Source organism: Acinetobacter sp. 766875 (genome assembly GCF_000582055.1).
In the GTDB taxonomy this organism is placed as follows: Bacteria; Pseudomonadota; Gammaproteobacteria; order Pseudomonadales; family Moraxellaceae; genus Acinetobacter; species Acinetobacter nosocomialis.
This window is the reverse complement of sequence record NZ_JEXX01000004.1, coordinates 1-16,432: the sequence shown is the minus strand read 5'-3', so window position 1 is coordinate 16,432 and position 16,432 is coordinate 1. Positions and strand designations below refer to the sequence as shown.

The following is a 16,432-nucleotide window of genomic DNA, read 5'->3' as shown; positions in this document are numbered from 1 at the left end:
ATAAAAGGATAAAAATCATGACAGAACGTAGTCCATTACGAGTTGGAATTGGCGGACCAGTCGGTTCAGGTAAAACAGCACTTACGCTTAACTTATGCCGTGCCTTACGTGATAAATACAATATGGCTGTAGTGACAAATGATATTTATACCAAAGAAGACTCAAACTTTTTAACCCGTAATGAAGCGATGTCACCAGATCGTATTGTGGGTGTGGAAACAGGTGGTTGCCCTCATACAGCAATTCGTGAAGATGCCTCAATTAACTTGGCCGCGATTGATGATTTGTGTGAGAAATTTGATGGCTTAGAACTCATTATTATTGAAAGCGGTGGCGATAATTTGGCCGCAACATTTAGCCCAGAACTTTCTGATTTAACCTTGTATGTTATTGACGTGGCAGGTGGTGAAAAAATTCCACGTAAAGGTGGACCAGGTATTACCAAGTCAGATTTACTGATTATTAATAAAACTGACCTTGCACCTATGGTTGGTGCAAATCTTGATGTGATGGACCAAGATGCCAAACGCATGCGCGGTGAAAAACCATTTTTATTTTCAAACATGAAAACACAAGATGGGCTTGAAGAAATTATTCAATTTATTGAGAAGCAAGGGCTGTTTAAAGCTTAAGGAGTAACTATGAATTTCATTAAAAAATGTAGTGTCGGGCTCCTTAGCATGTTACCTGTGTTAGCTATGGCACACCCGGGTCATGATCATGCGCATTCTGGATTTGTAGCAGGTTTTATTCACCCTTTTACTGGTCTCGATCATTTAGTGATGGCTTTAGGTTTTGGTATCTTGTTATGGTCAGCAGCTAAACAATGGAAAATTGCCGGTGTCATTACTCTAAGTATTGCTTTGATTGTAGGCTTTTTAGTAGGTGCCCAAGGTCTAATACCAGAGAGTATCGCTGAATATGGGATTATTGCTTCTTTGATTGTTACAGCGATTGCATTATGGACAAAATCAAATCGGATATGGCCTATGGCTGCTGCTTTACTCGCAAGTTTCCATGGAGTAGCTCATGGAGTTGAGTTAGCACATGCAGGGCATATTGTTGCATTAGTAACTGGTATGGTTACCGGTATGGCACTTATTTATTGTGCTGGACTTGCATTAGGCGCAATATTTACACGATATGTACCTTATGGCAAAAAAATTATGGGTACCTGCGCAGCAATTGTGGCAGTCATTGGTTTAAGTTAATTAAAACCTTGCAAAAAAAGGTAGCTTTAAGCTACCTTTTCGAATTTGCAAAATAAAATGTGTGTAGAGAAAATTTTTTATACTGTTTTTACAGTGATCACTATGCTTTATAGTGGATATGTTCAGGCTTATGATTTTTTTCAACCAGGAAGCGATGATTCTGCTTTATTAGATACAGATCAGTTGTTAGATCAATCAGATTTAAACTTGGAACAAAGGCGGTTGGCAATTGAGCATGATGATGAAATTAATAACTATAATGTGCTTAAAAACGAATTTTATTCAAATGAAAGTTGGATGATTTATAATTATACAGCCTATGATACGGGGCAACTTCACAGCAAAAGCATCGCTGGTTTAACGAATCATATTAATATTCAAGATTTATCCATTTCAGTTGGGTATGGAGTTAACTATAGTGTTAATCCAAGACTAAAAATTGGTTATGAATATATTTCGAGTTTTCCTTACGACCGAGGTCAACTCATACGATTTTTTACGATCTATTTATTCTGAAATGCAAAATTAAAATAATCGAATTCAGACAAATAGATCAGTTAAAATAATTCGTTATAAAAATTCTACATGATTAGATTTTCTGATAAAGACCGGCGTGGACTGTACCAGCTTTAGTGGTTTTAACTTGTTGCCATGTTGCAGGAAGTTGAAGCTGAGATAAATCTCGGTCAGCTTCAACATAAATGTATCCACTCTTTTTAATATGTGAATCTGCCAAGTGAGCGAGCTCTTGCCATAGATCAAGACTATAAGGCGGATCTAAAAAAACTACATCAAATTGTTCTTTTAAGCGCGGTAATGCTTGTTGAGCAGTTGCATTAACTAAATGACAATTTTGCGCTTTTAAAAGCTGGATATTCTCTTTTAAAAATCGTGCTTGAGTCTTATCAGGTTCAATCATATAAACAGATGCGGCACCGCGCGAAAGTGCTTCAAAGCCTAATGCACCAGAACCTGTACAGATGTCGAGAACCTGAGCATTTTGAATGTCCCACATGAGCCAATTAAATAACGTTTCACGGACACGATCTGGGGTTGGTCTTAAACCCTCAATACTGGCAAATGGCAAAACTCGTCTTTTCCATTCGCCCCCAATAATGCGCAACTGATTTTTCATTATTCATCGATCTCATTTGTAGCAGGGCGAGCAGGGGCAGCTTGTGGAGCAGATGTTGCTGCTGCGGTAGTTGTAGCAGCTGCTGGAGTAGAGCTAGCAGTCTCGCCGCCACTTGGAAGCTCGCCCGGTTTAATTCCGGCTGTCATAAGGCCACCATTAACTTGATGGTTGGCTGGACGAATTGGATTTTTATTGCGGGTTAATAACCAGTAATCAAATATTGGCTTAGCAAGTTGAGCTGCGGAACCACCATGACGACCATTTTCCCAAATGACCGCAATAGCAATTTCTGGTTTATCGGCAGGTGCAAACCCAACAAAAAGACCATGGTCAAGTTGGCGTTCACTAAGCGCAGCTTCGTTGTAGCGTTTACCTTGCGCAATACTCTTAACCTGTGCCGTACCTGTTTTTCCGGCAATTTGATAGAGCGATGTACGGATACCACGTCCAGTACCTGATTGAATTACATCAATCATGGCTTCTCGCATTTTTACCCAGTCTTCGTCTGTACCGTTGAAATTAATTTTTCCATCAGGCGCATTACGGACTGTAAAAGGTTTTGCACCATGCGATGCACGTAAAACATGTGGAACTACATGAGAGCCGTGATTCGCTGTAATAGCAGTTGCCATTGCAAGTTGTAATGGAGTTGCAGTAAATGCACCTTGACCAATACTGACGGAAATTGTTTCACCTTTCATCCATTTAGTTTTGCGTGTACGCATTTTCCATTCTGGACTTGGGTATAAACCTTCACTTTCACTTGGTAAGTCGACACCTGTTTTTTGACCAAAGCCAAATTGGCGCATCCATTGGTTCATCTGGTCGATGCCCATTTGATTTGCCAAAATATAAAAATAGGTATCGCAAGACATGATAATGGCTTTGTGCATGTTCACGATGCCATGACCAGTTTTTTTCCAGTCACGGAATTTATGAGAGTCTCCAGGTAAATGGAAGTAGCCCGGATCGGAAATAGCAGTAGACCAGTCCACAATACCATAATGTAAACCGCCCATCGCTTCCATTGGTTTAATGGTCGAACCAGGAGGGTATGCCCCTTGAACAGCACGGTTATAAAGAGGTTGATCGATGTTGTCACGTAGCGAGCTATAATCTTTATGATTAATACCCGTCACAAATAAGTTTGGGTTAAAGCTTGGACTTGAAACCAACGCAAGAATTTCACCTGTACGAGGGTCTATCGCAACAATTGCACCACGGCGTCCAGCAAGTTGCTGTGATGCTACGACTTGTAAACCATAATCTAATGATAAGTACAGGTCATTACCGCGAGTTGGGTCTTTACGTCCTAAATGGCGCAATACATTACTATGAGCATCTGCTTCTACAGATTCATAACCCGGTGTTCCATGAAGTAAATCTTCGTAACTTTTCTCTACGCCGATTTTACCAATCAGGTTTGTTCCAGCGTATAAATCTTTATCAATACTTTTTAATTCTTTATCGTTAATACGGCCCACATATCCAATCACATGAGCAAACAATTCACCATGCGGATAATAGCGCGTCATTTGGGTTTCAATTCTAACCCCAGGGAATTTGTATTTAACTTCACTAAACTTGGCAATATTTGTCTCGGTTAAGTTTAGCTTAATTGCTACGCGTTCAGTTTTACGCGCCGTTTTAATACGACTTTTAAAGCGGTCTACATCTTCTTGAGTCAGCTCTAAAATGGGTTGTAATTGTTCAATAACTGCATCAGGATCTTCAACGTCTGCTTTACTTAATGTTGCGGTAAAAACAGGATAGTTATCTGCTAATAAAACGCCATTACGGTCATAAATATAACCACGAGCAGGGGGGAGAGGTTGTAAGCGAATACGGTTTTTATCCGATGCGGTCGAGAACTCATCGTAATGAAAAATTTGTAGATAGGCGTATCGGCTTGCTAATACTAATAGACAAATAATCACAAGACCTACGGCAAAAAATATACGACCTCGATAAATGCGCTTTTCTTGCTGGATATCTTTTAAAGGAAAGTGCTGTTTCATACGGATCGACTTAATGACATAGGATGAGAAAAATAGCTGCTTATTCTAACGCAAGCGCAGTTAAAATATTGCATAATTTTCAAAGTTTCAGTGAAGAAACAAATTGGCTTTTTTGACTTTGTAGACAACAAAATTGTAGAGTCTTGTATATAAGAAGCAAAATAATTCTGTTAAAGTCTCTCATTCAATAGAATAGGGTTGTTCTCACCATACGATTAGGGAAAATGGAGAAAATAATGAGAAAAATTTATCCCTTACTTGCAGTTTTGACAGTAAGTAGTTGGGCTCATGCTCAAGATTATTCATTTCTTCCAGAAGCAAAATTAGCAGATCATAAAGCAGCGACTTGGAATGTAGGCGCAGGTTTTACTCAAAAATTGTTACATCTCAATGGTGAGTGGGTAAATCCTTATGGGATTGCTTATGCAAAAGTTGGTGCATTTTTAAATGGTGATAAAACTGCCGGTGGACAAGTCGGATTTCGCTATCCTTACTACCTTACCGGAACTGATAAGAATGGTTACTATATTGGCTTTTATGCTGGACATCTTGATAGCAAATCTGTAGACGGAGATTATAAATCTCGTTTAGGTGCTGGCGTCGATTTGGCATATGTATTGTTGAATTCAGAAAGGATTAGTACCTTTAGTGTGGGTATTGGAGCAGCTGAAAAATTAACTGATCAAAATGGAGCCGTTGCTGCCAATACAAAACCGCAAATACAATTTTCTTATTCTCTAAGTTTTGGTTTATAAAACAAAGCAGCTTATCGTTAACTCGCCATAAGCAGAGCACAAATAAATACGAGAGTCTTACATGTTAGAGTACGTCAGCGGATTGTGGCAGACCTTTTTACACAGACCTGATTTTTGGGCCGTTTTGAGTATCATTCCGGTCACTGCCTTTGTCACATGGGCACATGTGTGGATGGCTTTAAAAATGGTGTTTTACCCAATCAAGTTTTGGGGATTCCATTTAGGTCCTTTACCAGTCGGCTGGCAAGGTATTGTGCCACGTAAAGCAGGGCGTATCTCAGGAATTATTACCGATAATACTCTATCTAAGTTAGGCTCTTTACGTGAGTTTTTAGAGGCAATGGACCCTGAAGACATGGCACGTATTATTGGTGAACAAGTCGGATTTGAACTTGAGCATTTGATTGATGAAGTGATGATCGATCGTAATGCAGTGCTTTGGGAAAATTTACCTTATTCGATTAAACGCCGTATTTATGCTCAAGCACATAAGCAGTTACCAGGTGTGCTAAGAGAATTAGTAACTGAACTGACCATGAATGTCGAGTCACTGGTTGATATGCGTGAAATGGTGGTGAGCCAAATGGAAGGTGACCGCCGTTTAATGGTACGTATGTTTTTAAAAGTTGGGCAAAAAGAAATCAACTTTATTTGGCATATTAGTGCTCTAATCGGGATGTTCTTCGGTATTTTCCAGATGGTTGTCTGGTTTGTTGTACCTTGGCATTGGACGGTACCATTTTGGGCATCTATTTGGGGCTTTTTAACCAACTGGATTGCAATCTGGATGGTATTTAACCCAATTGAGCCACATTACGTTCGTTATCCCCAAATATTTAGATTAACCAAAGATCGCAAGTTCCCTTGGATTGTACCTGTTTTACGAATCGGTACCTATAATTTCCAAGGTGCTTTCATGAAGCGTCAAGAAGAAGTCTCTGAAGTCTTTTCTAGTGTAGTGACAGAAGACTTAATTACGTTAAAATCGATTATGACAGAAATGATGTACGGTTCACGCAAGGACAAAACACGTCGTATTGTTAAACGTCATATTAACGAAATTATGGAAACACCACTTGTTCGTACATCTTTACAGCTTTCTTTGGGCCCAAGAGAGTACGCAAGATTAAAGACGGACTTGATTGATCGTTCAATTGAAATTACGATGGGACCCGTATGTGACCCTGCACTGAATGCAAGCCGGGCACAGAAGATTTTTCAAATGTTTAAAGAGCGTATTCGTGAACTGACACCAAAAGAGTTTCAGAATTTGTTACGTCCAGCATTCCAAGAGGACGAGTGGATTCTTATTGTACTAGGTGGGGTAACCGGATTTATTGCTGGTACAATACATTTGTTTGTGGCTTTCTTATAATTCGAAGTCGGGCAGGATCTATCAGGATCAACGAAATTAAATCTGCCAGACCTCACATTCATTGTTTTAAATGAGGATGTTTTTTATGCGCATTATCTTACTCGGACCACCTGGGGCAGGCAAAGGTACTCAGGCTCAGTTGATCTGTAAGCGCTACAATATCCCACAAATTTCAACCGGTGATATGCTCCGTGCTGCAATTCGTGAAGGTACTGAATTAGGTTTAAAAGCTAAAAGTGTAATGGAATCTGGCGGTTTAGTTTCAGATGAACTCATTATTGGTTTAGTAAAAGAACGTATTGCTCAACCGGACTGTGTGAATGGTTGTATTTTTGACGGCTTCCCACGCACGATTCCTCAAGCAGAAGCATTGGAAAAAGAAGGCATCAGCATTGATCACGTGATTGAAATTGATGTACCTGACGAAGAAATCGTAAAACGTCTTTCTGGTCGCCGTCAGCACCCAGCTTCTGGCCGTGTTTACCACACTGTATACAATCCACCTAAAGTGGAAGGTAAAGATGACGAAACTGGTGAAGATCTTGTTCAACGTCCAGATGACCAAGAAGAAACCATCCGTAAGCGTCTAGCGTCTTATCATACTGAAACAGAGCAATTAGTTGGTTTCTATCAAGGCCGTGCTGCTTCTGGTGAAAATGCGCCAACTTATGACAAGCTTGATGGCTTGCGCACTATTGAAGATGTACAAAAAGATTTGTTCAACATCTTAGACAAATAATTTAATATTATTTGTCATAAAGAGCCCTCTTTATGAGGGCTCTTTTCTTTCATTGAGTGCGGGAGAACGATATGAAAATCATTTTGATTTTAGTGGTATTGCTGAGTCTGGCACTATTGTTATTTTTACTATATCAAAGTCAAAAAATGTTGCGTCATGTGCAGAAACAACAGGCTTTGGAAAATAAAAAGAACGGACGAGAACGTCAACTACATCCCAAATTGCAGCAGCTTAAAAAACCTCAGGATTAACTGAGGTTTTTTGTTGGAATTGCTTTTGTGGCGCCAAATTCAAAGCGGTCTGGCCAGTTACATACATCAGCAACAACACACTCGAAACATTTCGGTTTACGAGCGATACAGCAATAACGGCCGTGTAATATCAGCCAGTGGTGTGCATCTATAATAAATTCTTTTGGAATTACCTTAACTAAACGGTGTTCAACTTCAAGAACATTTTTACCTACTGCTAATCCAGTACGATTTCCCACACGGAAAATGTGTGTGTCGACAGCCATAGTTGGTTGCCCGAATGCTGTATTTAAAACCACATTGGCTGTTTTACGACCTACACCCGGTAAAGCTTCCAAGTCTTTTCGATTACTTGGAACTTCGCCGTTAAATTGCTCCATTAGAATCTTACAGGTCTTAATAACATTTTCAGCTTTCGCGTTATAAAGGCCGATGGTCTTTATATATTCTTTTAAGCCGTCTACACCTAAGTTATAGATTTTTTCAGCAGTATTGGCGACAGGATAAAGCTTATCTGTTGCTTTGTTTACGCTAACATCGGTTGCTTGTGCCGATAACATGACGGCAATTAATAATTCAAAAGGTGATGAATATTTTAATTCGGTTTCTGGAGAAGGTCTTTGTTCACGAAGGCGTTCAAAGAAAATTTGAATCTGCTTTTTCGTCATGTTTTTGACGGCCATTCAGACCTCCTGTAATTGAATGAGTTGCTGTTGTAGTTCATCAAGTTGAAGACGTTTTTTTGCATCTTCTCGAACACTGAGCTGCTTTTCCAACTTTTTAATTTGTGTGCGAATTTTAGCTAATTCAATCGTAGTTTTTGCATCATTTACAACCGCTTCTTTTGGCTTCTCAATGATTTGAATTGAAGGTAAATCATCAAGTGCTTGAGAAAACTGTGCAAAAAGTTGTGTATCAATTTCAGCGCGTACAACAGGCCCTTTACGATGTATACGACGTTTTTCTTCGCGTTGAATATGCGCGTAGTAACGTTGTCTTAAATCATCTTGCTCTGCAATGCGCTGTTGTTCGTTCGGCAAAGCTTGAGTGTCTTCGACCAGATCAATACAGTCAACTGGGCAGGGTGGAATACATAACTCACAACCTGTACACAAATCAGTCAAGATGGTATGCATGAGCTTACCACTACCAATAATGGCATCTACAGGACAAGCATTAATACATTTTGTACATCCGATACATTCGTCTTCGCGAATAATCGCTTTCATGCGTTGAGGGCGTCCATCGGCTTGTACAGGCCAGACACTTGTTTCAGCAGGTAACGATGAGCGATTTAATAATTTTGCGAGCGCATCTGCCACTGGCTGTCCACCAGGAACACATTTATTTGCTTCTTCACCTTCAGCAATGGACTTTGCGTAAGGTAGACAGCCGTCACGGTGTCCACATAAACCACATTGCGTTTGTGGTAATAACGCATCAATCTCGCGTATGAGAGAAATAGATGGATTCATAGAGGAAAATAGCTTGCTTAAAACGATGCGATAATGAAGAAAAACCTAAGTAAGGTCAATGGATTTTAACGAATTTATTGGCTTTTTGATTGACCTAAAATGTAGCTAATATTGCACAATAATAGATCAATAAAACTGAAAAGATAAATGACTATTTTTGATTTTTAGATAGTTTTTCTAAAATTAAGTTTATGATAATTAAGTAAAATAAAATAATTTAAAATAACTATTGTTAAAATTGATGGAAAGGGATTTAATATTTTGCTGCTAAATGATGCATTTTAAAATGTATTGCACCAATTTAATTCATTACTATGCTGAGGACCGTGCATTGAAATATAACAATCTGAATGAATTCCTGAATTACGTGCAAGCGCGTGATCCGCATCAACCTGAGTTTTTACAAGCTGTCGAAGAAGTCATGACAAGTTTGTGGCCATTCATTGAAAAAAATCCGGAATATGCAGAGCAGGGATTGTTAGAGCGTTTGGTTGAACCTGAGCGTGTGATTCAATTTCGTGTTTCATGGATGGATGATCAAGGGCAGACTCAAGTAAACCGTGCTTTCCGTGTTCAATACAATTCAGCAATTGGTCCATTCAAGGGCGGTATGCGTTTCCATCCGTCGGTCAACCTATCTATTTTAAAATTTTTAGGATTTGAGCAAACTTTTAAAAACTCACTGACTACTTTGCCGATGGGTGGAGGAAAAGGAGGTTCAGATTTTGACCCTAAAGGTAAATCTGATGCTGAAATTATGAGGTTCTGTCAGGCACTCATGATTGAGCTTTACCGTCATTTAGGTCCCAATACCGATATTCCAGCTGGAGATATTGGCGTGGGTGCGCGTGAAGTAGGCTACATGGCTGGCATGATGAAAAAGCTCAGTAATGACACGGCATGTGTATTTACTGGTAAAGGAATTTCATTTGGCGGTAGCTTAATGCGTCCGGAAGCAACAGGTTATGGTACGGTTTATTTTGCAGAAGAAATGCTAAAAACACGTGGGCTATCTTTTGCTGGTAAAACTGTTTCAGTATCTGGTTCTGGTAACGTTGCGCAATATGCGGCAGAGAAGGCAATGTTCTTAGGTGCGAAAGTGGTTACCTTGTCAGACTCGAACGGTACTGTTTATCTAAAAAATGGCTTTACAGATGAGTTGCTTGCTGAGGTCATGGAGCTGAAAAACGTTAAGCGTGGGCGTATTTCGGAGTTTGCTTCTAAGCATGGTTTTGAATATTTTGAAGGTAAAACCCCTTGGCATATTCCTGTAGATATTGCTTTACCATGTGCTACACAAAATGAATTAACAGGCGAAGATGCTAAAACACTTATTGCTAATGGTGTCATTTGTGTAGCTGAAGGCGCTAACATGCCATCTACACTTGAAGCTGTTGAACAATTTATTGAAGCTAAGATTTTATATGCCCCTGGTAAAGCATCTAATGCAGGTGGTGTGGCAACTTCTGGCTTAGAAATGTCCCAAAATGCAATTCGCTTGGGCTGGACACATGCTGAAGTCGATGAACGTTTACATGCAATCATGAAAGACATTCATGCCAATTGTGTAAGATACGGTACAAAAGAAGACGGTACTGTGAACTATGTAGATGGTGCCAATATTGCGGGCTTTGTAAAAGTTGCTGATGCCATGCTTGCACAAGGTATTTATTAAAATATAGAAATAAAAAATCCGATGCTTTTGCATCGGATTTTTTTAGTCTAAAAATTATTTTTTAGGCTTTTTAACCATTTCTTGCTCTACAATCATATCTAACACATCTGCTTGGCTAGATTGATCAGCTGCTGGGTTTTTCACTTCAAAACGTTTTACACGTAAGATTACGCGTTGGTTTGGATTGTGTTCAAAACCTTCGATTTGACCATAATATAATGACCAGTTTTTGTCGGCATAAGTTTTTACGCCTTTGTCATCATATTTAACTTCACGAACTTGCAAGCAAGTTTGTGGCGCAACACCCGTACAAGATTTAGTTTCTGGTGCTACTTCAAGGAAAACAGTTTTACCTTCAGACTGGTATTTTGCTTCAGGTGTCATTTTACCTGTGAAAGTATATTTCTGACCTTGAGCATCAAGGATTGTTAATGTTGGTTGATCAGCATTTGTCGTATTAAGTTCAAATGGAATCGCACGTTTTTGGAACAGGCTACTAGAGAATTGTTCCTGTTTCATTAACGCAGGTTCACACGCCATCATTGTCGACATGACATCAGCAGTTACGATGGTATTGTTTTCAACTTTCCAAGTTGTACCTTGACGGTTACAACCTGTTGCGATAGACAAACGGTCGTTTGTGAAGTTAAGAACGATCGGCTTTTTAGTATTTTCAGGTTGGTATGACCATGAATAATCAGTTAAAGCTTGAGTATTAGTTGCTTTTACGCCTTGGAAAATATGCTTTTGACCTGCTTTATCTGTCACGCTTAAGATTACCTGACCATTGCTATTACTAATTTCGATTGGCAATTTTGCTTCACTAAAGATGCTATTAGACAATTGTTCTTGTTTCATTAAATCGTCTTGGCAAGCCATCATTGTCGATGCGAGAGGAGAGGTTACAAGTTGGTTGCCTTCAACTTTCCAAGTACCACCTTGACCATTACAACCTGTGTTAATTGCTAATTTACCATCTGCATTAAAATTAAGAACAAGTGGCTTAGAAGCTTTTACATTTTGATAAGTCCAAGCATATTCACTTAAAGTTGCTGCAAGATTTTGTTGTTGCTCAGATACAATTGGAGCTTGAGTATTTGAAACTGTTTGACACGCCATCAAAGAAAAAGGTAACAACGCAAGAATTAAATATTTAATTTTCATTTAAAAAACTTCAAGTAAAAAAACAACAGCACTAAGCTTAAAACATTCTTAAAAAAATAAAATGTAAACATATGATTGTTTCGGTTTTTAAAATGTATAAGTTTGTAAATTATTCGAATTTTTAATAAAAATAGTGGTATACCCCGCAAAAACGGGGTATTTCCTAAAAATTAATCAAAACGGTATATATCCATACCTAACGAGCCCATTGTGAAGCTGCTATGAACAATCGTAAAACGATGGCCAGTTCCCATTGCAAAAAATAACGGTGCAAAATGTTCAAGAGTTGGATGATTACGTTTTATATAAGGCAATGATTGCCATTCCAACACGCCATCGTAATCTTGATGAGAAAGTTTATTAACAACAGTATTTCTAAACGTTGAAGCCCATTCAGGAACTTTTGAACTATCACCTTGCCATGACAATTCAGCAAGATTATGGGTAATACTTCCAGAACCAATCAGTAAAATTTGCTTTTCACGTAAAGGCCCAAGTGTTTGCCCAATTCTATAAATTTCTTGTGCGCTTAAGCTCATTGGTAAAGAAATCTCAACAACAGGAATGTCTGCATCTGGATACATATGTAAAAGAGGCATCCATACACCGTGGTCGCGAGGGCGGGTACTATTGGCATGAGCAACGAAATGAGCGTCTGCCAACAACTTTAAGATTTCTTCGGCGAGTTCTGGTTGACCTGGTGCGCTATAGCGAATTTCATATAACTCTGGTGGGAAACCACGGAAGTCATGCCATGTTTCTGGACGTGTTGAACTACTTACTTCAAGCGCTTTACTTTCCCAGTGAGCAGACATCACGATGATTGCCTGTGGGGTAGGTAAATTCACACTAAGACGATGTAAGGCAGGACCCACTTGTTCTGGATCAAGTGCAAGCATGGGTGATCCATGTGAAATAAACAGTCCGGGAAGGGTTTGTAGTTCCATTTCATTACACCTGAGTTGAAAAGCAGAATAATAGTCATTATGCCAAAATCAGGACATGTTAAAAGTATCCTGATTTCAACGGATTGTTCTTAAAATGAAACGTTTGTTCTTTTTATGCACGGTGATAAGGATGATTATGATTAATAGACATCGCTCGGTAAAGTTGTTCGATTAATAAAACACGAACTAAAGGATGAGGCATGGTAAGTTTTGAGAGTGACCAATGCCAGGCAGCAGCTTTACGTACCTGATCAGACAAGCCATCTGGGCCACCAATAGCCAGTGCAACATCATTACCTTCAAGCATCCATTGTTTCATGGTGTCAGCCAGCTTTTCTGTACTAAGTTCGCGTCCGCCAACTTCTAAAGCAATAAGTGTCTCGTTGGGTTTTAAAGCATTTAAAATACTTTCACCTTCAATTTGGCAGTATTTTAAAATATCTGCTTCTGAGTCATTTTTGCCGCGTTTTGCCATTGGAAGTTCAATCACTTGAGTCTGAACGAAAGGTTGGATGCGTTTGAAATAATCTTCAAAACCAGTAAGTACCCAAGCAGGCATTTTTTGACCAATGGTCAGAATACGAATTTTCATGTGGTCTATTCAGTCAAAACAGCTGACGTATTATACCTGAGGAGACAATAACTGCGGGGGAGTAAGTGAGCATAAAAAACGCAGTCCAAAAAACAGTGTTGGACTGCGATCAAATGATCATCTGTCTGGAGTTCAGATGATCATAGAGAATAAAAACAAGGCTATCTGTAACATAAGATAGATAAGAGTAAATAATAAAATTAATCACTCTTACTTCTTATTATGAGGATGGTTGGATATTTTTCAATCAAATTATGTAACAAAAAAAAGAGAGCCGAAGCTCTCTTTTTTATTTTTTAATTAGTGACGTGCTGCTTTTGAGCCTTCCACCGGTTTTACAATCGGTGTTTTTGGTAAAGGTTTTGGCATTGAAGTTAATGCTAAAGGCAAGATCTCATCAATACTTTTCACAGCTTTGATTTCTAATCCTTCTTTCACATTGTCAGGGATCTCTGCCAAATCACGAACGTTATCTTGAGGAATAAAGACAAGCTTAATTCCACCACGATGTGCAGCAAGAAGTTTCTCTTTCAAGCCACCGATACGCATCGCACGACCACCAAGACTTGTTTCACCTGTCATCGCGATGTCTGGACGAATCGCAATACCTGTAAATGCTGATACAAGTGCAGTTGTTAATGCCAAACCAGCAGATGGTCCATCTTTTGGAGTTGCACCTTCAGGTAAGTGAACGTGTACATCAGTTTCTTCAAAGCGAGATGCTTCAATTCCAAGTTCATCCGCACGTGTGCGTACTACTGTCATTGCTGTGGTAATTGATTCTTTCATTACATCACCGAGTGAACCGGTTGTAATGAATTTACCTTTACCTTTAACAGCTGCAACTTCAATAGTAAGCAATTCACCACCTACAGAAGTCCATGCCAAGCCATTTACACGGCCTACTTGTGCTTCATCTTCGGCCATACCAAAGTCAAATTTATGTGGACCTAGGTATTCAGGAAGATTGGCAGAGGTAACGTCAAGCTGTAAGTTTTTAGATTTTTTACTTACCGCTTCTTTTACGACTTTACGTGCAATTTTAGAAACTTCACGTTCTAAATTACGTACGCCAGCTTCACGTGTATAGCGTTGAACAATGTCACGAATCGCTTCTTCATGAATAGTTAACTCTTTTGGACGTAGGCCATTGTTCTTAATTGCTTTAGGAACAAGGTAACGCTCAGCAATGTTAACTTTTTCATCTTCGGTATAACCCGGTAGACGAATAACTTCCATACGGTCCAACAAGGCTTCTGGAATATTCATGCTGTTTGCAGTACAGATGAACATCACTTCAGAAAGGTCAAGATCAAGATCTAAATAGTGATCGTTGAACTTACTGTTTTGTGATGGATCAAGCACTTCAAGCAAAGCAGAAGCAGGATCACCACGGTAGTCTTGAGCCATCTTGTCAATTTCGTCGAGTAAGAACAATGGGTTCTTCACACCAACTTTTGTTAAAGACTGCACGATTTTACCTGGCATCGCACCAATATAAGTACGACGGTGTCCACGAATTTCTGCTTCATCACGTACGCCACCAAGCGCCATGCGAACAAATTCACGACCTGTTGCTTTCGCTACTGATTCACCGAGTGAAGTTTTACCAACCCCTGGAGGTCCAACCAAGCAAAGGATAGGACCTTTGAGTTTTTTCACACGTGATTGAACAGCTAGGTATTCAACAATACGATCTTTAACGTCATCAAGACCATAATGATCGGCATCAAGAATCTCTTGCGCTTTGTTCAGGTTAATACTGACTTTGCTCGCTTTGTTCCATGGCGTATCTAGAATCACTTCTAGATAGTTACGTACCACAGCAGCTTCACTAGATGCAGGCTGCATTGCTTTAAGTTTACGGAACTCAGCTTCGGCTTTTTTACGTACGTGTTCAGGTAAATCAGCTTCAGCAAGACGTTTCTCAATTTCAGCAACGTCATCTTCAGCACCGCCATTCATGTCGGAAAGTTCACGTTGAATGACTTTCATTTTTTCATTTAGAAAGTATTCACGTTGGTTCTTTTCCATTTGGCGTTTCACGCTGTCATGTAAAGTTTGCTCAATTTGCTGTTCAGCAGATTGATTCATCAAGTAGTTCATCAACTCTTGCAAATGAGCTTCAAACTCATCGTACTCTAAAAATTTCTGCTTAATTTCAATATTTAGAGGCACACGAGTTGCTACGAAGAACATCAATTGCAATAAGTCTTCGATTTTGTTGGCAGCAGCAACCAGTTCACGTGCATTACGTAATTTTGCTTCTGCATATTGAGCAAATAAGTTACGTAACTCTTGTAAACGAGTTTCTTGCGTTGCCTTATCTACATTAATAGTCATTGGGCTTAAATCGTGTTCAGCAGTCAAATAACTATCTTCATCGATAATTCTTGTGAGCTTAGAACGATGCAAGCCTTCAATAAGTACTTTAATGCAGTTTTCATCATTTTCATGATTAACTACTTGTACAATCTTAGCGACTGTACCGTACTGGTATAAATTGTCGTGATCAATTTCTTCTGTAAGCGAATCTTTTTGCGCAACTACAAATACTAAATTGTCACTGTTACGAGCCACATCAACTGCATTGATCGATTTTTCACGACCCACAAATAGCGCAATCTGCATGTGTGGATAAACCACCACATCACGTAAGGCTAATAGTGGTAATACACTTGGAACCTGAGGCTCTAAGTCAGTTTTTTCATTCATAATAAGTTCAGACATGGGCACTCCTAATGAGTGACAACGAGGTTGCCATGTTTTTTATAGTGATGTGTATTTTAAAAATTACAAGGGCATGACAATAGAAAATGTTGAAAAAAGGACTAATTTAGTCAACTTTTTTTTAAAAATGTTATGAATCAATAGATTAATTCTTAAGAAGAATAAAATTTTGTAGAGCGGCTACTCATTTTTACTTAATAATTCTTCTTCTCTTACTGGAGCAAGACTTGTTTGTAAGTAAAATTATTTGTTTAGTTTTAATTTTAAAATACATATTTTTATTAAGTATATTTAAATATTAATTATTTATATCATTTGACTGATATTAGAATAATCACACTATAACTTATAATATACATCTGTAT

General features: G+C 38.9%; 16 protein-coding genes. 8 read left to right on the top strand and 8 right to left on the bottom strand.

Translation table 11 applies throughout. The annotated features are described in order from the left end of the window. Positions 1 to 17: 17 nt before the first annotated feature. From ureG to J576_RS05355, 3 genes are read left to right on the top strand one after another with little or no spacing between them, the layout of a single operon-like run. Positions 18 to 632, top strand: a complete 615-nt coding sequence (ureG, locus tag J576_RS05365) for an urease accessory protein UreG (RefSeq protein WP_000140200.1) — start codon at positions 18 to 20, stop codon at positions 630 to 632. A 9-nt stretch (positions 633 to 641) separates the two neighbouring features. Further along, positions 642 to 1,211 (top strand): HupE/UreJ family protein, encoded by a 570-nt coding sequence (locus J576_RS05360; protein ID WP_002054370.1) that lies wholly within the window; start codon positions 642 to 644, stop codon positions 1,209 to 1,211. A gap of 57 nt (positions 1,212 to 1,268) precedes the next feature. Next, positions 1,269 to 1,727 (top strand): hypothetical protein, encoded by a 459-nt coding sequence (locus J576_RS05355; protein WP_025468008.1) that lies wholly within the window; start codon positions 1,269 to 1,271, stop codon positions 1,725 to 1,727. Positions 1,728 to 1,800: 73 nt separating this feature from the next. Here J576_RS05355 and rsmD read toward each other — a convergent pair whose 3' ends face one another. Further along, positions 1,801 to 2,346, bottom strand: a complete 546-nt coding sequence (gene rsmD, locus J576_RS05350) for a 16S rRNA (guanine(966)-N(2))-methyltransferase RsmD (protein WP_002054382.1) — start codon at positions 2,344 to 2,346, stop codon at positions 1,801 to 1,803. Continuing rightward, entirely contained in the window at positions 2,346 to 4,364 is a 2,019-nt protein-coding gene (gene mrdA, locus J576_RS05345) for a penicillin-binding protein 2 (RefSeq protein ID WP_002054406.1), read from the bottom strand. The genes rsmD and mrdA overlap by 1 nt, the downstream gene beginning before the upstream one ends. Positions 4,365 to 4,600: 236 nt before the next feature. Between mrdA and J576_RS05340 the strand changes: the two genes are divergently transcribed. The 4 genes from J576_RS05340 (at position 4,601) to J576_RS05325 (ending at position 7,484) form a co-directional block, all read left to right on the top strand. Beyond that, a complete protein-coding gene (locus tag J576_RS05340; RefSeq protein WP_002054381.1) occupies positions 4,601 to 5,119 on the top strand; it encodes a hypothetical protein in 519 nt (172 codons plus the stop codon). A 61-nt stretch (positions 5,120 to 5,180) separates the two neighbouring features. Next, a complete protein-coding gene (locus tag J576_RS05335; protein WP_004710044.1) occupies positions 5,181 to 6,494 on the top strand; it encodes a DUF445 domain-containing protein in 1,314 nt (437 codons plus the stop codon). A gap of 85 nt (positions 6,495 to 6,579) precedes the next feature. Next, the gene (gene adk, locus J576_RS05330; protein ID WP_002054405.1) at positions 6,580 to 7,233 is read left to right on the top strand and encodes an adenylate kinase; all 654 of its coding nucleotides are present in this window, start codon (positions 6,580 to 6,582) and stop codon (positions 7,231 to 7,233) included. Between the two features lie 71 nt (positions 7,234 to 7,304). After that, positions 7,305 to 7,484 (top strand): hypothetical protein, encoded by a 180-nt coding sequence (locus J576_RS05325; protein ID WP_002054380.1) that lies wholly within the window; start codon positions 7,305 to 7,307, stop codon positions 7,482 to 7,484. Here J576_RS05325 and nth read toward each other — a convergent pair. Further along, positions 7,481 to 8,167 carry an endonuclease III gene (gene nth / locus J576_RS05320; RefSeq protein WP_002054431.1) on the bottom strand — a complete coding sequence of 229 codons (687 nt, stop codon included), beginning with the start codon at positions 8,165 to 8,167 and terminating at the stop codon, positions 7,481 to 7,483. The two genes, J576_RS05325 and nth, sit on opposite strands and share 4 nt — an antisense overlap. After that, the gene (locus J576_RS05315; protein ID WP_002054379.1) at positions 8,168 to 8,959 is read right to left on the bottom strand and encodes an RnfABCDGE type electron transport complex subunit B; all 792 of its coding nucleotides are present in this window, start codon (positions 8,957 to 8,959) and stop codon (positions 8,168 to 8,170) included. A gap of 271 nt (positions 8,960 to 9,230) precedes the next feature. On the opposite strand from J576_RS05315, the gene gdhA reads away from it, so the two are divergent. Then, positions 9,231 to 10,634 carry an NADP-specific glutamate dehydrogenase gene (gdhA, locus tag J576_RS05310; RefSeq protein ID WP_004710040.1) on the top strand — a complete coding sequence of 468 codons (1,404 nt, stop codon included), beginning with the start codon at positions 9,231 to 9,233 and terminating at the stop codon, positions 10,632 to 10,634. A gap of 54 nt (positions 10,635 to 10,688) precedes the next feature. Here the strand turns inward: gdhA and J576_RS05305 are convergent, their stop codons facing one another. From J576_RS05305 to lon, 4 genes are all read right to left on the bottom strand, one after another. After that, positions 10,689 to 11,798, bottom strand: coding sequence for an META and DUF4377 domain-containing protein (locus J576_RS05305; protein WP_002054437.1), 1,110 nt, complete (start codon positions 11,796 to 11,798; stop codon positions 10,689 to 10,691). 170 nt (positions 11,799 to 11,968) lie between these two features. After that, complete coding sequence (locus J576_RS05300; RefSeq protein ID WP_025468007.1) at positions 11,969 to 12,745, bottom strand: dioxygenase family protein; 777 nt, start codon at positions 12,743 to 12,745, stop codon at positions 11,969 to 11,971. Positions 12,746 to 12,857: 112 nt separating this feature from the next. Beyond that, positions 12,858 to 13,337, bottom strand: a complete 480-nt coding sequence (rlmH, locus tag J576_RS05295) for a 23S rRNA (pseudouridine(1915)-N(3))-methyltransferase RlmH (protein WP_002054393.1) — start codon at positions 13,335 to 13,337, stop codon at positions 12,858 to 12,860. A 300-nt stretch (positions 13,338 to 13,637) separates the two neighbouring features. Further along, positions 13,638 to 16,067 (bottom strand): endopeptidase La, encoded by a 2,430-nt coding sequence (gene lon / locus J576_RS05290; protein ID WP_002054337.1) that lies wholly within the window; start codon positions 16,065 to 16,067, stop codon positions 13,638 to 13,640. Positions 16,068 to 16,432: the final 365 nt, after the last annotated feature.